This window comes from Deinococcus depolymerans (genome assembly GCF_039522025.1).
GTDB lineage: Bacteria > Deinococcota > Deinococci > Deinococcales > Deinococcaceae > Deinococcus > Deinococcus depolymerans.
The window spans coordinates 125784-142192 of sequence record NZ_BAAADB010000011.1; the positions used below are offsets into that span (position 1 = coordinate 125784).

Annotated in this window: 14 protein-coding genes; 9 read left to right on the top strand and 5 right to left on the bottom strand. The window is 72.0% G+C overall.

Annotation, left to right across the window (positions count from 1 at the left end):
- Positions 1-111 precede the first annotated feature (111 nt).
- The 3 genes from ABDZ66_RS06990 to ABDZ66_RS07000 form a co-directional block, all read right to left on the bottom strand.
- Positions 112-2085 carry a protein kinase domain-containing protein gene (locus ABDZ66_RS06990; protein ID WP_343757344.1) on the bottom strand — a complete coding sequence of 658 codons (1974 nt, stop codon included), beginning with the start codon at positions 2083-2085 and terminating at the stop codon, positions 112-114.
- A 97-nt stretch (positions 2086-2182) separates the two neighbouring features.
- Entirely contained in the window at positions 2183-3361 is a 1179-nt protein-coding gene (locus tag ABDZ66_RS06995; RefSeq protein WP_343757345.1) for a hypothetical protein, read from the bottom strand.
- Between the two features lie 83 nt (positions 3362-3444).
- The gene (locus tag ABDZ66_RS07000; RefSeq protein WP_343757346.1) at positions 3445-3720 is read right to left on the bottom strand and encodes a hypothetical protein; all 276 of its coding nucleotides are present in this window, start codon (positions 3718-3720) and stop codon (positions 3445-3447) included.
- Between the two features lie 185 nt (positions 3721-3905).
- Between ABDZ66_RS07000 and ABDZ66_RS07005 the strand changes: the two genes are divergently transcribed.
- From ABDZ66_RS07005 to ABDZ66_RS07020, 4 genes are all read left to right on the top strand, one after another.
- Positions 3906-4874: a type 2 periplasmic-binding domain-containing protein gene (locus ABDZ66_RS07005; RefSeq protein WP_343757347.1), complete on the top strand. Its 969-nt coding sequence runs from the start codon at positions 3906-3908 to the stop codon at positions 4872-4874.
- Between the two features lie 214 nt (positions 4875-5088).
- Positions 5089-5634 (top strand): DUF2271 domain-containing protein, encoded by a 546-nt coding sequence (locus tag ABDZ66_RS07010; RefSeq protein WP_343757348.1) that lies wholly within the window; start codon positions 5089-5091, stop codon positions 5632-5634.
- Positions 5606-6310 (top strand): PepSY-associated TM helix domain-containing protein, encoded by a 705-nt coding sequence (locus ABDZ66_RS07015; RefSeq protein WP_343757349.1) that lies wholly within the window; start codon positions 5606-5608, stop codon positions 6308-6310. The genes ABDZ66_RS07010 and ABDZ66_RS07015 overlap by 29 nt, the downstream gene beginning before the upstream one ends.
- An 88-nt stretch (positions 6311-6398) precedes the next feature.
- Positions 6399-7685, top strand: coding sequence for a replication-associated recombination protein A (locus ABDZ66_RS07020; protein ID WP_343757350.1), 1287 nt, complete (start codon positions 6399-6401; stop codon positions 7683-7685).
- Positions 7686-7776: 91 nt separating this feature from the next.
- Here ABDZ66_RS07020 and ABDZ66_RS07025 read toward each other — a convergent pair whose 3' ends face one another.
- On the bottom strand, positions 7777-8223 hold the full coding sequence (locus tag ABDZ66_RS07025; protein ID WP_343757351.1) for a hypothetical protein: 447 nt from the start codon (positions 8221-8223) through the stop codon (positions 7777-7779).
- A gap of 389 nt (positions 8224-8612) precedes the next feature.
- A complete protein-coding gene (locus ABDZ66_RS07030; RefSeq protein ID WP_343757352.1) occupies positions 8613-9071 on the bottom strand; it encodes a DIP1984 family protein in 459 nt (152 codons plus the stop codon).
- 139 nt (positions 9072-9210) lie between these two features.
- Between ABDZ66_RS07030 and ABDZ66_RS07035 the strand changes: the two genes are divergently transcribed.
- The 5 genes from ABDZ66_RS07035 (at position 9211) to lysS (ending at position 16200) form a co-directional block, all read left to right on the top strand.
- The gene (locus tag ABDZ66_RS07035; RefSeq protein WP_343757353.1) at positions 9211-11514 is read left to right on the top strand and encodes an endonuclease MutS2; all 2304 of its coding nucleotides are present in this window, start codon (positions 9211-9213) and stop codon (positions 11512-11514) included.
- Between the two features lie 69 nt (positions 11515-11583).
- Positions 11584-12570, top strand: a complete 987-nt coding sequence (locus ABDZ66_RS07040; protein WP_343757354.1) for a hypothetical protein — start codon at positions 11584-11586, stop codon at positions 12568-12570.
- 91 nt (positions 12571-12661) lie between these two features.
- Positions 12662-13852: an MFS transporter gene (locus ABDZ66_RS07045; RefSeq protein WP_343757355.1), complete on the top strand. Its 1191-nt coding sequence runs from the start codon at positions 12662-12664 to the stop codon at positions 13850-13852.
- Between the two features lie 147 nt (positions 13853-13999).
- Positions 14000-14488, top strand: a complete 489-nt coding sequence (locus ABDZ66_RS07050; RefSeq protein ID WP_343757356.1) for a GreA/GreB family elongation factor — start codon at positions 14000-14002, stop codon at positions 14486-14488.
- A 152-nt stretch (positions 14489-14640) separates the two neighbouring features.
- Positions 14641-16200 (top strand): lysine--tRNA ligase, encoded by a 1560-nt coding sequence (gene lysS / locus ABDZ66_RS07055; RefSeq protein ID WP_343757357.1) that lies wholly within the window; start codon positions 14641-14643, stop codon positions 16198-16200.
- The last annotated feature ends 209 nt before the right edge of the window (positions 16201-16409 follow it).

Here is a 16409-nt window from a genome sequence, read left to right on the forward strand (position 1 = left end):
GACCGGCCGGGCCTCCCGGCGGGGCAGGCCACTCCCTGTCTGAGGCCCAGTGTAGGCCGCGGCGTTAAAGCAAATGTCACGGCCGCATGAGCCGCCGACCGGCCCGCCCGGTCAGCCCGGTGGGGACGGCTTGCCCACGGGCGGCCCCAGCGGCGCGTTCCGGTAGGCGCGCAGGGTGCCGTTCATGAACGCCACGTACAGCGTCCCGTCCGCCGCCAGCGGCGTGGCCTGCACGCCCTGCGCCTCGCGGTGCGACCAGCGGACGGCGCCGCTGCGCACGTCCAGCGCCCGTAACTCCCCCGCCTCGGAGGCCAGGAACACCATCCCGGCGCTGATCACCGGACTGGCCGTCACCCGGCCCTCCATGCGGTGCGACCACAGATCCTCCCCGTCCGACAGGCGCAGCGCCCGCACCTCGCCCCCCCACCCGGCCAGGATCGCCACGCCCCCCTCACGGTCGGCGCCGGTCAGCGCCGGGGACGCCCACACCTCGTCCTCCAGGTCGTAGGTCCACAGGGTCGGTTCGCTGCCCAGCGACACCCGCCCCCCGGTCATGCCGAGCGCCAGCGCGTGCACCTCGCCCTCCCAGGTCGCCACGACCAGCGTCGCCTCGCCCGGCCGGGTCGGCAGCAGCGCCGGGGTGCCGTGCACCGTGCCGATCTCGACCTTCCACATGGGCGTGCCGCTGCGGGCGTCCAGCGCGTGCAGCCAGCCGTTCTCGTCGCAGACCAGCGCCGCGCCCGCCCACACCAGCGGACTGGCTGCCACCGGTCCACCCGTCCGGTACGCCCAGCGCAGCTCTCCGCTCCGTTCATCCAGCGCGTACAGGTGCCCGTCGCGGCTGCTGGCCAGCACCTGCCCCTGCCACAGGGTCGGTGCGCCCGTCAGTTCCGCCCGCGCCCGGTGAATCCACACCTGCTGGCCGCTGTGCAGGTCCACTCGGCGCAGCGTGCCGTCCCACGCCCCGAACAGCACCTGCCCGTCCTGGAAGGTCGCCGGGGCCGTCACCTCGTCCCGCGCGGCGTACGTGGCGAACGGACGCCCCGACGCGTGCGTCAGGACCAGCTGCCCGCCCCGCGTGCCGACCGCCACCAGGTCCCCCTCGCCCATCACGGCCGCCGGCCACGTCACCTCGCCCGGCAGCGGCACACTCCAGACCTCCCGCAGGGCCGACACGCGCGCCGGCCCGTCCGGATGCTCCCCGGTCCGGGTGCGCCCCCCCCGGTACTGCCCGCGCACGTGCGCCGTCCACACGTCCCGCCGCGCCAGCGCCCACAGGTGCGCGAGCGCCTCCCCGCTCTCCGGCCGGTCCTCCGGGCGTTTGGCCAGCAGCGACAGCAGCACCCGCGCCACCGCGTCCGGCACCGCCGGGTTCAGGTCACGCGGGTCCGGCGCGGCCTCGTACACGTGCTGGTACAGCACGCTCTGATCACTGTCCCCCACGAACGGCGGACTGCCGCACGCCACGCGGTACAGCACCGCGCCCAGCGCGTACAGGTCGCTCAGCGGACCCACGCCCACCCCGCGCGCCTGTTCGGGCGCCATGTACGCCGGGGTGCCCAGCGTCACGCCGCTGCGCGTCAGCTGCCGCGTGTGCTCACTGAGCGCCACCAGCCCGAAATCCATCACGCGCGGCCAGCCGGCATCGTCCAGCAGCACGTTCCCCGGCGTCAGGTCCCGGTGCGTGATGCCGCGCGCATGCACGAAATGCAGCGCCCGCGACACGAACGACGCGGCCGTCAGGAAGCGCCCCAGCGGCCCCGGCGCGTCCTCCAGCGGCCCCAGCGCCGTGATCGGCCCGCCCGTCATGAGCGGCATCGTGAAGAACGGCCGCCCTCCCTCCGGTTCCGTTCCCAGGTCCAGGACCGGCACCACCCCCGGATGCGTCAGGCAGGCCAGCGTCCGCACCTCCCGCAGAAACCGCTCGCGGTCACTGGGCGGCACGTGCGCGTGCTGCACCTTCACGGCCACGTCCCGCCCCAGCAGCGTGTCATGCGCCCGGAACACCCGCGCGCTGCCACCCTCGCCCAGCAGATCCAGCAGGTCATAGCGACCCACCAGCACAGAGCCCGAATCCAGCGGCATACCCCGCGAGTGTACCGCCCAGCCGCCAGCAGGGGGCGTGGGCCGTGGGGAGTGGATCGGCCGGCCCCCGCCAGCGACCCACTCCTCACCCCCTCCCTTACCGGCCCATCGCGGCCAGTTGCCCCGGCGTGACGGGTTCGCGCAGCAGGCGGGCGAAGGTGTCGCCCCCGCCACGTTCAGTGGCCCGGCCCACCAGGTCGCCGCCGACCGAGTACGTGAAGATGTACGCACGGAAGTTGGGATTCTGCACGAAGCGCAGCGACTGCCGCGCGCGGGCCTCGCTGGCCACGGCGTACGTCTGCAGGAACTCCAGCACCTCGCCTTCCGGGGCGCCGTCGGCGTGCAGGCGCATGGCAGCCTCGCCGCTCACGCCGCCCAGCGCCCTGCGGGCCTGCGCTGCCGCCAGGAACGCGCGGATGTCGTCGGCGTCCAGCCCGGCCAGCGCCGCGAGGTCCCCGGTCAGCCACGCCTCCACCTCGTCCGGGGTCATGACGGCCCGCAGGGCGTTCACGGCAACGCCCTCCGAGACCACGCACTCCGGCGCGTTGATCAGCTGCACGGCGTGTTCCAGCCAGCCGCGCCCGCGCACCAGCCCGGCCTCCTTGGTGGCGTGCTCGGTGTGGTGACCGGGGTACCCCTCGTGCGCCAGCAGGTCCGGCAGGGCCGGCAGCAGCACCGGCAGGTCCGTGTTGATGTCGATGCGGCTCCTGAGGTTCCCCAGCGGCCAGTTGTACCCGCTCCAGGGCCGGTCGTTCACCAGCGCGATGCTGAAATCCTCGCCGTCCGGCAGCCCGAAGCGTTCTGATACGCGCGAGCGCAACTCGGCCAGGATCGGGGCCGCCACCCGCAGGATCTCCCCGCGCGGCACCGCCACCCGCGAGCGCAGCGCCTCCTCCCGCCCGGCCAGGGAGCCGCTGCCGGGCAGCGCGGCGTCCAGCGCCCGCAGCGCCCCGTCCAGTTCACCCAGGTCCGCGCGGCGCGCCTCGATGTCGTACAGGCCGCGCACCTCATCGGCGTAAGCGATGGCCTCGCCCGACAGCAGGCGCGTCATGGTGTGCATGGCCCGCACCTGCACCGTCAACCACTCGCGCCGCGCGTCCTCCGGCACGCCCGCCACGTCCGCCAGGAGCGCCGAGGCCTCCGCCATCAGGGCCTGCGGATCACGGGCCTCCCGCACCGCCCATTCCGGCGGCCCCCCGTACCCGTCGATGAAGCCCTCCGAGTGCGCGTCGATGGCGTGCGCCAGCCGGATGTACCGCTCTGCAATGTCCGTCATGCAGGGCAGGATAGGCGCGCAGTCGTCCGCGCGGGCCACCCGGCGTCCCGCATGGCTGGCAACCCGGCACTGCCCCGGCCGGTTCAGTCGCCGACGAACACCAGCCGTTCGTAGGTGCCGTCCGCGCGGCGGGCGGGCAGGCCAGCCTGGGCCGCCTGTTTCAGGCGGGTCAGGGCGGTGGCCACGGCGGGGCCCTCGCCGTACATGCGCCCGGCGTCGTCGGTCAGCTGGATTTCCAGGCCGCGTTCCTCGCCGTGCGTGGCGCGCAGGACCACGCCCGCGCCGGGCACCTGGGTCACGTGGACCCCGGCGGGCAGGTCGGCAAGTTCGATCTGGTGGCGGAGGGTCTGCTCGTCCATGCGGTCATTGTGCCGGACGGGGAAGAGCAGGCCAATACTTGACTAATCCAGTCGGATTAGTGAAATATGTGCGCGGGTCAGTTTCACCCTGCCACCCCCACAGCCCACCAGGACCCCGTCCAGCCCACCCACGCCCCGACCCCTCCCGGTCGCGGTGAAAGCCCCCGCCACCCCCGAGGTTTCCCATGCGCCGCACCCCCCACGCCCTCCTCATCACCCTGGCCCTCGGCAGCGCCGCCGCCCAGCAGGCCGGTACGCAGCAGACCGGCACCCGCACCGTCACGCTGTACACCACCGTGAACCGCGCGGTGGCCGAGGCCGTCACCGCTGCCTTCCAGGCCCGCACCGGCATCACCGTCACCCTGAAAACCGGGAACCTGCCCGCCGACCTGACCGGCATCGACGCCGTGTGGCTGAACGACACCGGGCTCAACAGCATTCCCGCCACGCGACTGGCCCGGCTGCCCACCGACCTGACCGCCAAGAGCCGCGTGAACCTGGGCCCACAGTGGCTCGCCACGCACGCCCGCTACCACACCCTGGCCTACAGCCGCGACCGCGTGCAGGCCGCCACCCTGCCCACCACCCTGCTGAACCTGCCCGCCCACACCGAACTGCGCGGCCGCGTCGGCTGGGCCGTCGCCAGCCCCGCCTTCACCGACCTGACCGCCGCGCTGCTCGCCACGCACGGCGAGAATGTCACCCGCGCGTGGCTGACCGGCATGATCGCCCTGAACCCCCGCGACTACGGCAGCGAGGTCAGCGCCCTCACCCAGGCCGTGCAGGACGGCGAACTCGACGTGGCCCTCACCACGCACCCCTTCGTGCAGCGCGTGCGGGGCGCCGGGTACCGCGTGGCCGCCGCCTGGATGCAGAGCGGCGACCCCGGCAACCTGATGGAAACCGGCGCGGCCGCCGTCCTGCGCGCCGCTCCCCACCCCGCCCAGGCGTACGCGCTGCTGCGCGCCCTGGCACAACCGGAAACCGGACTGCTGCTGTACGCCTCCACCTTCGACCAGCCGCTCACGACCGGCCCCCTGAACCCCGGCGGCCTGATCCCACCGGAACAGCTCGCGGCGCTCGGCCCGAACCCTGACCGCGCCGCGTGGCAGGAGCGCGCCCGCGACCTCCTGATCGAACTCGACCTGTACTGACACCGACTCCGATTGAATGGTCTGCAAACACCGTTCAATCCGAGCGGAATCGTAGAGCTGCCCAGCAGAGCGAGCAGGAGCAGAGAGGACTGCCGGGCGTGGAGTTGGCAACCCGGTGTGTTTCCGGGTTGTTAACGAAACAGACGGAATCCGTATGACCTGTCCTGTTCGCACCGACCGCCACCCGCCCTCACCCCACGCACCCGGAGACCCCATGACCACCGACCGCCGATCCTTCCTGCACCGCGCCGGAGCCGCCCTGACCCTCCTGACCCTCGCGCCCCGCGCCGCCCTCGCGCAGAGCGCGCCCGCACTGCCCGCCAGCATGGAACTCGCCGTGACCTTCACGGTCGCCCCGCCCACCACCCCCGGCCGGTACCACAAACCCTACGTGGCCGTCTGGATCGAAACCGAGGACGGCAAACCCGTGCGCACCCTGACCCTGTGGCGCATGCAGGACGACAAGGGCAAGAAATGGCTGAGCGAACTGCGCCGCTGGTTCCGCAGCAACGGCACGCTGGACACCACCAGCAGCGCCACCCGCAACCCCGGCACGTACTCCCTCGCCTGGGACGGCCTGACAGACGCGGGCCGCCGCGCCCCCCAGGACCGCTACGTGCTGCTGATCGAAGCGGCCCGCGAGAAAGGCCCCTACGGCCGCGTGCGCGTGCCCGTCACGCTGGCCGCCGCGCCCGCCCGGTTCAGCGGTCCCGACAACGGAGAGGTCACGAATGTCAGCGCCGAATACCGCGCCCGCTGAACCCGGCCGCCCCGACCAGCCCGGTCCTGCCCGGCACCGTCCCGACCAGCACCGTCCCGCCCGGTCCCGCCCGCCTGCCGCCAAACCCTGGCGGGTCCGCGTGCAGATCACGCTGCGCAGCCTGCACATCTACTCCAGCATGGCCACCCTGCTGCTGATCCTGTTCTTCAGTGGCAGCGGCGTCCTGCTGAACCACCCGGACTGGTCCGGCAGCCTGGAAACCATCCGCGAAGCGCGCGGGACCCTGCCTGCCCCGGCCCTCGCCGCGCTGAACGCCACCCCGCCGGACTGGCTGGGCACCGTCGAAACCCTGCGTGCCGCGCACGACCTGCGCGGCCGCGCCGGGAACCTCAGCGCCGACCCGCAGGAAGCGTCCCTGACCTTCCGCGCGCCGGGCCGTGAAACGGACGTCCTGATCGACACCCGCACCGGCCAGTACGAACTGACAACCACCAGCGCCGGCCTGAATGCCGTGATCGGCGACCTGCACCGCGGCCACAACACCGGCCCCGGCTGGAACTGGGTGATCGACCTGACGGCCCTGTTCCTGACCGTGATCAGCGCCAGCGGGTTCGGCATCCTGCTGTTCCTGAAGAAACACCGCCCCAGGGCCCTGCTGACCCTCGGGGCCGGCACGCTGCTGCTGGGCGTCGGCATTGCCACGCTGGCCATGTAGGAAGCGGGACGCGGTGCCCGGGAGGCGGGAAGGGCGCACCCCGCACGGCCTCCCAATTCCCTGCCCGCCCCGCCCGTATCCTGCACGCGTGACGCTGTTCGACCCGCCCGCTCCCCTCGCCGAACGCCTGCGGCCCCGCACGGTCGCGGAGGTCGTGGGCCAGACGCACCTGCTCGGCCCCGGCAAGCCCCTGACGCGCGTGCTGGGGTCCGGGCGGCTGGGCAGCCTGATCCTGTGGGGGCCGCCCGGCGTGGGCAAGACCACCCTGGCCCGGCTGCTGGCCGGGGAGGTCGGCGCGCACTTCATTCCGCTCTCGGCGGTCACGGCGGGCGTGAAGGACGTGCGGGACGCCACCGCCGAGGCCGAACGCCTGCGCGGCCGGGGGCAGAAGACCATCCTGTTCCTCGACGAGATCCACCGCTTCAACAAGGCGCAGCAGGACGCGCTGCTCCCGCACGTCGAGAGCGGCCTGCTGACCCTGATCGGCGCGACCACCGAGAACCCCAGCTTCGAGGTGAACCCCGCCCTGCGCTCCCGCGCCCGCACGCTGGTCCTCGAAGCCCTGAAGCCCGAGGAGGTGCGCGGCCTGCTGGAACGCGCCCTGACCGACCCGCGCGGATTGACCGGCGTGACCGCCGAGCCGGAAGCGCTGGACCTCCTCGCCCGCCTCGCGGAAGGGGACGCCCGCCGCGCCCTGAGCACCCTGGAAGTCGCCAGCACCCTCGCCAACCCCGTCACGCCCGACGCGATCACCGAGGCGTTCGGACGGCACCTGCCGCAGATGGACAAGAACGGCGAGGACTTCTACAACCTCATCAGCGCGCTGCACAAGAGCGTGCGCGGCAGCCACGTCGACGGCGCGCTGTACTGGCTGGCCCGCATGGTCGAGGGCGGCGCCGACCCCCTGTACGTCGCGCGGCGCGTGGTGCGCATGGCCGCCGAGGACATCGGCCTCGCCGACCCCCAGGCCCTGCGGCTGTGTATCGCCGCGCGCGACACCGTGGAATTCCTCGGCAGTCCCGAAGGCGACCTCGCGCTGGCGCAGGCGGTCGTGTACCTCGCCCTGGCCCCCAAGAGCAACTCCGTGTACGTGGCGTGGAAGAACGCCCTGAACGCCGTCCGCGACGGAGAAAGCCTGCCCATTCCGCTGCACCTGCGCAACGCCCCCACCGCCCTCATGCGCCAGCAGGGCTACGGCAGAGGGTACGCGTACTACTTCGACGACCCCGAAGGCTCATTCGCCCAGAACTACCTCCCCGACGGCGTACAACTGGACCTGTACGCCCCCACCGGCGAAGGCTGGGAAGCCCGCGTCGCCGAACGCTGGCGCAAACTCCGGGACGCCCACGGAGAAGGGGAGGGCGCCGGGACCTGAACCAGCCGCCCCTCATGCGGACTCCGGCTGGGCGGCTTGCAGAGCTGCCGGCTCCGAGCGGATACGCGCAGAGAAACGCCCGGAACCCGTATCAACCCAGGCCCAGGCCCCGTGTGACGCTGGCCTGCGCGTCCTGTTCGGGCACGTCGGTCACGACCGCCTCGATCCGCCCGTCCGGGCCGGTCAGGACCAGGGTGGGGTAGACCTGCACGCGGTACGGGCGGCGCAGGCGGCCGTCCGCGTCGAGGTGCAGCGCGTCCCCGTATGCGTGGGGGGGCAGGTCGCCGCGCCGCGCGTCGATCACGCGCAGGTCCAGCCCGTGCGTGTGTGCCAGCTGCCCCAGGAAAACGTCCAGCGTGTCGCACGCCACGCACGCCTCGGTCTTGAAGGACAGCAGCGTGCGCCGCGTGACGTTCAGCGCGGCGGGGGGCGGCACGACCGCGCCCGGCTGGACGGTGCGGGCGGCGACCAGCCGGGTCAGCAGCGCCCCGAGCGGGCGGGGCAGGCGGATGCGGATGGCTCTGGGCGCAGTCGTCATGGTGGGACCTCCGGGGATGCTGGAGCGGATGTGGTGGGTGGAATCCCTGATGGTACGCGGCGGCTCCGGCGGGCGGGACCGCACCTGCCGCACCGTCTGGCCGCACGGGCTGTCTGCACGGGCCGTCAGCGGAAACCCCCCGCCGCTCCGGCGTGCGGAGGCTGGCGGGGGGCTGTGAAGCTGGGGGGGGAATCTGGGGGGAGCGCCCGGCGTCGAGGCCGTGGGAGTGAAGGGTGCGCGGTGCCGGGTGAGGGGTGCAGGGTGCTGGGCGTGCCCGGTGGGGCCGGTCGGTCCGGCGACGCCGCCCCGGCGTCTTCAGAGGTGCAGCCTTTTCCCCGCTGCGAGGTAGGTCTCCGCCCGCGCGGACGCTCCCGACCGGCAGTCTGGGCCTACCCGGGCAGGTCCGTCAACCAGTTCGCCTGTTGCAGCTGCGTGTCCAGTTCCCGGCGTTCCTTCGCCAGGGCGTCCACCTGCACCTGCAACTCGCGGGTGGAAATGGCGGACAGGATGCGGACCTCGCTGTTGCTGTAGCGGGTGGGGCGGTCGCTGGCGGTCGCGGCGGCACGGCGCAGCACCCGCAGGCGCAGGTCCAGCAGGTCGCGGCGGGTCAGGGCGTCCGTCAGGGTCCGGCCGCCTTGGAGGGTGGCGCGCAGGTTCGCGCGGTGAATGCGGGGCAGCAGGGCCTCCAGCCGCGCGGCGACCTCCGCGAATTCGCGCAGCAGGGCCTGCGGGTCCTCGGCGGGGGCCTCGCCTTCCTGCACCAGCAGGTTCTTTACGAGGCGTTCTTCCAGTTGCGCGGCGCGTTTCTGAAGGTCGGCGCGTTCGATCAGGGCCTCGGCAAGTTTCATGCGTGCAGGGTAACGCCCGGCAGGCCTGACCTGAACGGCGTGCTGGCCTGAATGGTGGGCGGGCCTGAATTGAGATAAGGCTTTCTAAGCCACTCGGCGCACGGTGTTGGGTGGGCGGGGCCGGTATGCTCCGTGTGAGATGTCTTTCGATGCCCGCGCCCTGTCCGCCCTTGATTTTCCCCGTGTTCTCGATGCGCTGGCCGAGCGCAGTGCCACGTCGCTGGGCGCGGAGCGTGCCCGTGCGCTGCGGCCCTCGGACGACCCGGAGCGGATCGCGCGGGAACTCGACGAGGTCGAGGACGCGCTGTTCGGCGTGAGCCTGAGCCTGGGCGGCATTCAGGACATCCGCGACCTGCACGCCCGCGCCGCCGAGGGCCGGGTGCTGTCGGGCTCGGAGTTGCTGAGCGCGGCGTACTCGCTGGACGGCGCGATGACGGTCAAGCGGGCCATCGGCGTGAACTCGCGCGGGCCGCTGCGCGAGGTGGCGGTCGGGCTGGGCGATCACAGTGAACTGGTGCGCCGGGTCCTGAGTGCCCTGGACCGCGACGGCGCGGTGCGGGACGACGCCAGCCCCCGCCTGCGTGACCTGCGGAAGCGCATCGAGCCGCTGCGTGGCCGCATCCGCGAGCGCCTGACCGCCACGCTGGAGAAATGGTCGGACGTGCTGCAGGAGCACATCGTGACCATCCGCCGCGACCGGTACGTGCTGCCGGTGCAGGCCAGCCGCGTGGGGCAGGTGCAGGGCATCATCGTGGACGCCAGCGCGACCGGGCAGACGTACTTCGTGGAACCGGCCGCCGTGACGCAGCTGAACAACGAACTGACCCGCTTGATCCTCGACGAGGAGGCCGAGGTGCGCCGCATCCTGACGGAACTCTCGGGCCTGCTGGCGGGTGACGCGGACGTGCCCATGACGCTCGTGACGGTCGGGGAACTCGACCTGATCGCGTCCAAGGCCCGGCTGGCGCGTGACTGGCGACTGAACCGCCCCGAGCAGGTCGCGGATGGCCGGTACGACCTGCGCGAGGTGCGCCACCCGCTGATCGAGAATCCGGTCGCGAACGACCTCGCGCTCGGCGAGACGAAACTGCTGCTGATCACCGGCCCGAACATGGGCGGCAAGACCGCGACCATCAAGACGCTGGGCCTCGCGGTCCTGATGCACCAGTGCGGGATGTACGTCGCGGCGGCCAGTGCCCGCCTGCCGGTCGTGCGGGACGTGCTGGTGGACATCGGGGACGAGCAGAGCATCGAGGCGAGCCTGTCCACCTTCGCGTCTCACCTCAAGCACCTGCGCTACGTGCTGCGGCACGCCGCGCCCGACACGCTGGTCCTCGTGGACGAGCTGGGCAGCGGCACCGACCCCAACGAGGGCGCGGCACTCGCCCAGGCGCTGATCGAGTGCCTGCTCACGCAGGACGCGCGCGGCGTGATCACCTCGCACCTCTCGCCCCTGAAACTGTTCGCGCTGGAAACGCCGGGCCTTAAGAACGCCTCCATGGGCTTCGACGTGGACACCCTGGCCCCCACCTACGTGCTGCAGGTGGGGCAGCCGGGCCGGTCGTTCGCGCTGGCCATCGCGCAGCGCATGGGCCTGCCCGCCGACGTGCTGCGCCGCGCCGAGGACCTCCTCGGACCCGACGCGGGCCTGATGGAACGCATGCTCGAGGGCCTGGAACGCGAACGCGAGGACCTGCGCGCCCAGCTGGAGGGGACCGCTGCCGCCCGCCGCGACGCCGAGGCCGAACTGGGCCGCGTGCGGCAGGAACGCGAGACCCTCGAACTGCGCCGCAACGAGATGCTCGCCGAGGCCAGTCAGAAGGCCGAGTCGCTGTACGCCGACGCCATCGAACGCGTCCGCACCCTGCGGGCCCGCGCGCAGGAGGACAGCGCCCGCCCGCGCGTCATGCAGGAACTGCGCGAACTGCGCGTCTCGGCGCAGAAGGCCCGCCCCGCCCCCGCCCCGCGTGAGGACCGCGGCGACCCCATCCGGGTGGGCAGCCGCGTGGACGTCCCCGCCTACAACGCCACCGGGCAGGTCCTCGAACTGCGCGGCGACGATCTGGTCGTGCAGCTGGGCGTCATGAAGGTCGGCGTGAAACGCCGCGACGTGCGCCTCAAGCAGGAACCCAAGGTCACGGCCCCCAGGCCGCGCGGCCCGCGCGCCGCCTTTGCCGGCGCGGTCGCCGCGAGCACCTTCCAGAACGAACTGCAACTGCGCGGCCTGGGCGTCGAGGAGGCCGTCGAGGAACTCCGGACCGCCGTGCTGGAGGCCCACGCCCTGAAGGAAAGTCCGCTGCGCGTGGTGCACGGCAAGGGCCAGGGCGTGCTGCGTCGCCTGCTGCGCGAGTACCTGAAGGGCGACAAGCGGGTCGAGTCCTTCCACGACGCCGAGGCCAACCAGGGCGGGCACGGGGTCACCATCGTGAACATCCGCCGCTGAGCGGCCCCCCCGCCCACCTCATGAGAACGGATCTGGACGGAACTCAGGACTGGCCCGCACGATGGGCGGATGCATTTCCTTCCTGCCCTTCCTGAACTGTCCACCGTCCGTTTCCTGCTGGCCCTGACACTGGCCGGTCTGCCCGGCAGCGTCGCCGCGGCGCAGACGGCCGCGCCCGCCGCGCCGGCCAGCACCGGCCTCAGGCTGCCGCCCGACTACCTGAGCCGTTTCGGAAGTACGCAGGTCGTCGCGTCCAGCACCGACGGGTTCGGCGTGCGGTACCTGCCGCTCCCGCTGGACCGTGACGTGCGCTTCACGCTGCTGAAAACCCCCACCTCCTGGGATTACGGCCTGACCGGGCAGTTCGGCAGCCTGTCGGCGGCGCTGGGCCGCTTCTACAACGTTCCCAGGGCCGAACTGACCAGCGCGCCCGGCAGCGGCCTGCAGTGGAGCGCGCTGGTGCAGGGCGGCGCGCCGCACTCGCACTTCACGGTCGGGTACGCCACGCGCGTCTGGGACGGCCGCGTGCGCTTCCTGAACAACGTCGGGGTGGCGCAGCAGGGCGGCGTGACGGCCACCTACACCCAGTCCGAGGCGAGCGGCGGGTACGGCCGCACCTACGGCAAGGTGAACACCGGCCTGTACGCCACGGTGCGCGTGTACGCCTTTCCCACGCAGGGCAAGGCGCAGGGCAGCGCGGACGTGACGGCTGTCGTCGGCGTGCCGCTGGCCGCGGGCCTGACCCTGGACGCCTCGCACTTCGAGCGTTTCGTGGTCGGGGAGTCCGCCATCGGGGATTTCGGGCTGGGCCGCGCCGAGTCCAGCAGCGTCAGCCTCACGTACCGCCCGCCGCCCGCCGGGGGCTTCGGGCTGGGGGCCGTGCGCGTCCGCGCGTCCCGGGACTGGCTCGGGAAGTCCTCCACCGCCGACGCGGACGTCGCCTTCCGCATCGACGGCGTGCCGGCCCTGATCGGCGGCAGCGTGGGCTACGAGTGGTACGAGACGAACGCCAGCGCGAACCGGTGGCGGCTGGCGCTCCTCGCACTGCCGCGCTGACCGGCTCCCGGCGCGGGAACCGCAGAAACATTAAGGTCCGCCCCGGGACCGTGAGGGTCCGCCGGGGCGGCGCGGGTGATAGCGTCCCCGCGTGAGTCGTTCCGGGAAGCTGCCGCCCCCTCCGTCGCCCGCCGCTGCCGGGGAGCGGACCCCGCTGTCGCTGCTGGCGACCGGCACCGCCGCTTTCTTCACGCTGGGCCTGATCCAGGCGATGTACGGCCCCAGCTTCCCGCTGTTCCAGGCGCGGTACGGGGTCAGCACGGCCGGCGTGGGCGTGATCGCCAGCGCGCACTTCCTGGGGTCGGCCATCGCGCCGCCGCTGGTGGGTCTGCTGCTGCGGCGCCTGAGCGTCCGGGCGGGCGTGTCGTTCAGTCTGCTGGTCCTGGCGGCCGGGATGCTGGGCGTGGTGGTCGCGCCCGGCTGGGCGCTGGCGGTCGCGGCGGCCTTCGTGGGCGGCCTGGGCCTGGGCGGCGTCAGCGCCTGCCTGAACGCCGCGTACGCCAGCGTGGGCGCGCGGGCCGTGAACCTCGTGAACGCCGTGTTCGGGGTGGGCAGCATGGTGTCGCCGCTGCTGGTCGCGGCCCTGACGGGCGCGGGGGCCGGCGCGGCGACCGGCGTGCCCGGCGGGCCGTTCCTGGTTGTGGCGGCCCTGTGCGCCGTGACCTTCGGGGTGGGCCGCGTGTGGGGCGTGCCGGACATCGCCCCGGCCCGGCAGGACGGCGCTCCGGCGCGGGCCGGCGTTCGGTTCGCGCTGTTCGCGGCCCTGATCGCCAGTTACGTGGGCCTGGAAGCCGGGTACGGCGCGTGGACCGTGCGCTACCTGACCGAGCTGCGCGTGGCGGACGCCGCGCTGATCCTGAGTGCCTTCTGGGCGGCCCTGACGGTCGGCCGGGTCCTGACCGGGGTGTTCGCCGCGCGGCTGCGCCCCGAACGGGTCGTGCTGGGCAGCGCGGCCGGGCTGCTGCTGTGTGCGCTGGCGGCGGCCGTGCCGGGCCTGGCGGGTGGGGCGTTCGTGCTGGCCGGTCTGGCGCTCGCGCCGGTGTTCGGCACGACCCTGGCGTGGCTGACCCGCACCCTGTCGGCGCGGCTGGTGCCGTTCCTGCTGGTGGCCGGGTCGCTGGGCGGCGTGGTCGCCCCGGCGCTGCTGGGGGTGCTGTTCGCCCGCTGGGGGGCGGCGGCCGTGCCGCTGTTCCTGGGTGGACTGGCGGCGCTGCTGGCTCTTTTCACGGTCCTGGCGGCGCGGACCGCACGCGCGCAGGCGGGGGGGGCGGCCGTGGCCTAGCAGACCGCATTGTCAGGGGTGGGGGCGTGTGGCAGAATGCGCGCTGATTCTCACCCAATCCGCGTCCCCTGTCTTCCCCCGGGGGAGCAACCGACTTCAGTTCATGAGTCCTCGCCGGAGTACCCGGCGGCGCAACGGAGGCCTAGAGTGGCACAAGCGACCAGACAGGTGAAACTCACACGTGAAGGGTTCGAACGCCTTCAGAAATCACTCGACCAGGAGATGGGCCGGCTGGCCGAGGCCACCCGCATCCTGCAGGAGCAGATGGAAACCAGTTCCGACACCGAGGACACGGGACTGGAGGACGCCAAGCGCGAGAAGATGAACATCGAGGCGCGCATCGAGGAACTCGAGGACACCCTGGCCCGCGCCACGGTCATCGAGGACCACGAGAACGAGGGCCGAGTGGAACTCGGGGCGATCGTGGTGCTGGGCAACGAGACGACCAAGAAGGACATGAAGGTGCAGGTCGTCAGCGCCCCCGAGGCCGCCGTGACCGGCGGGAGCCTGCCGCGCGTCAGCGAGGACAGCCCCGTCGGGAAGGAACTGATGGGCCGCAAGAAGGGCGAGGCGTTTGTCGTGAACCTCGACAACGGCAAGCAGATGAAGTACAAGGTCAAGAGCATCGAGTACTGAGCCGGACTCCGATTGGACGGGTTGCCAGCACCATTCCACCCGATTCCGTTTCGGGGAGGCAGGTCGCCGCGTGCGGTCTGCCTCCTGCCCGTCGTGGGGTGACTGGACGGCGGTCCCGTCCGGCTTGAGGAGCGCGGCCTATACTGGCCGTTATGTCTGATGGTTCCACGCCCACCAACCGCCGCGAGGGTCTGCACGAGCAGACCGTCAGCCGCCTGAACAACCTGGACGCCCAGGTGGCCGCCGGGTTCGACGCGCACCCCTACACGTACCCGCGCACCCACCACGCCCGTGACGTGCTGGCGGCCCACCCTGCCGACGCGGTGGGCGAGGACGGCGCGCCGAAGTGGGAGGCGGGGCAGGAGTGGCCCGAGGTGCAGTACGCCCTGGCTGGCCGCGTGACCCTGATGCGCCACATGGGCAAGGCGGCCTTCGCGGACCTCAGCGACGAGCACGGCAAGATCCAGCTGCACTTCTCCAAGCAGGACACCGAGAACTTCGATCCCACCAAGAAGATCGACCTGGGTGACATCATCGGCGTGCGCGGCTTCCCGTTCGTCACGAAGACCGGGCAGCTGACGCTGCGCGTGACGTCCTGGCAGCCGCTGGTCAAGAGCCTGCACCCGCTGCCCAGCAAGTTCCACGGCCTGCAGGACGAGGAACTCCGCGCCCGGCGCCGCTACGTGGACCTGATGATCAACCCCGAGAGCCGCGAGGTGTACCGCACGCGCTCGCGGATGCTGCGTTTCATCCGGGACTTCCTGGACAGCCGCGACTTCATGGAGGTCGAGGGCCCCACGCTGCAGGTCGTGCCGGGCGGCACCGAGGCCAAGCCGTTCAAGACGTTCCACAACGCGCTGGGGCACGAGTTCAGCATGCGCATCAGCCTGGAGCTGTACCTCAAGCGGCTGCTGGTGGGCGGTTTCGAGCGGGTGTACGAGATCGGCCGCAACTACCGCAACGAGGGCATCGACCGGACGCACAACCCGGAATTCACCATGCTCGAAGCGTACTTCGCGTACGGCGACTACAACGACATGATGGTGCTGGTCGAGACGCTGCTGCACGACCTGGTCGTGGAACTCAAGGGCGAGCCGAAACTCACCTACCAGGGCCGCGAACTGGACTTCTCGCTGCCGTTCAAGCGTCTGGACTTCGTGACGGCCCTGAAGGAGCAGGCGGGGCTGGACTTCGACCCGCTGGACCTCGTGAAGCTGCGCGAGTGGAGTGACGTGCACCACCCGGAGCACCGCAAGACCCCGGACTACAAGCTGCTGGACAAGCTGGGCGGCGAGTACGTCGAGCCGCTGCTGCAGAACCCGACCTTCCTGACGGACATGCCGCTGGCGATCAGTCCGCTGGTGAAGGTGCACCGCGAGCGCGAGGGACTGGCCGAACGTGCCGACCTGTACGTGGCGGGCTTCGAACTGGCGCCGATCTACTCGGAGCTGAACGACGCGCTGGACCAGCGGGCCCGCTTCGAGGCCCAGACCGCGCGTCGTGACGCCGGGGACGACGAGGCGCACGAGCAGGACGAGGACTTCCTGCTGGCGCTCGAGTACGGGATGCCGCCCACCGCCGGGATGGGCATGGGCATGGACCGTCTGGCGATGCTGATGACCGACCGGGATTCGATCCGGGACGTGCTGCTGTTCCCGCTGCTGCGCCCGGAAGGGGCGGGGAGCGAGACCGGGGAGACCACGGCCGGCTGATACGGACTGCCGTTTGTTTCGCCGACAATCCGGAACTTCACCGGATTGCCGGCTCCACGTCCGGAACCCGTTTTACTCCTACTCTGCGGAGCAGCTCTACGAGTCGCATCCGCTCGGATTGAATGGTCTTTGCAGCCCATTCAATCGGAGTCTGTATGATACGCAGTCCGTCTGTTTCGCCCTCTACCCGGAACAGCACCGGGTTGCCA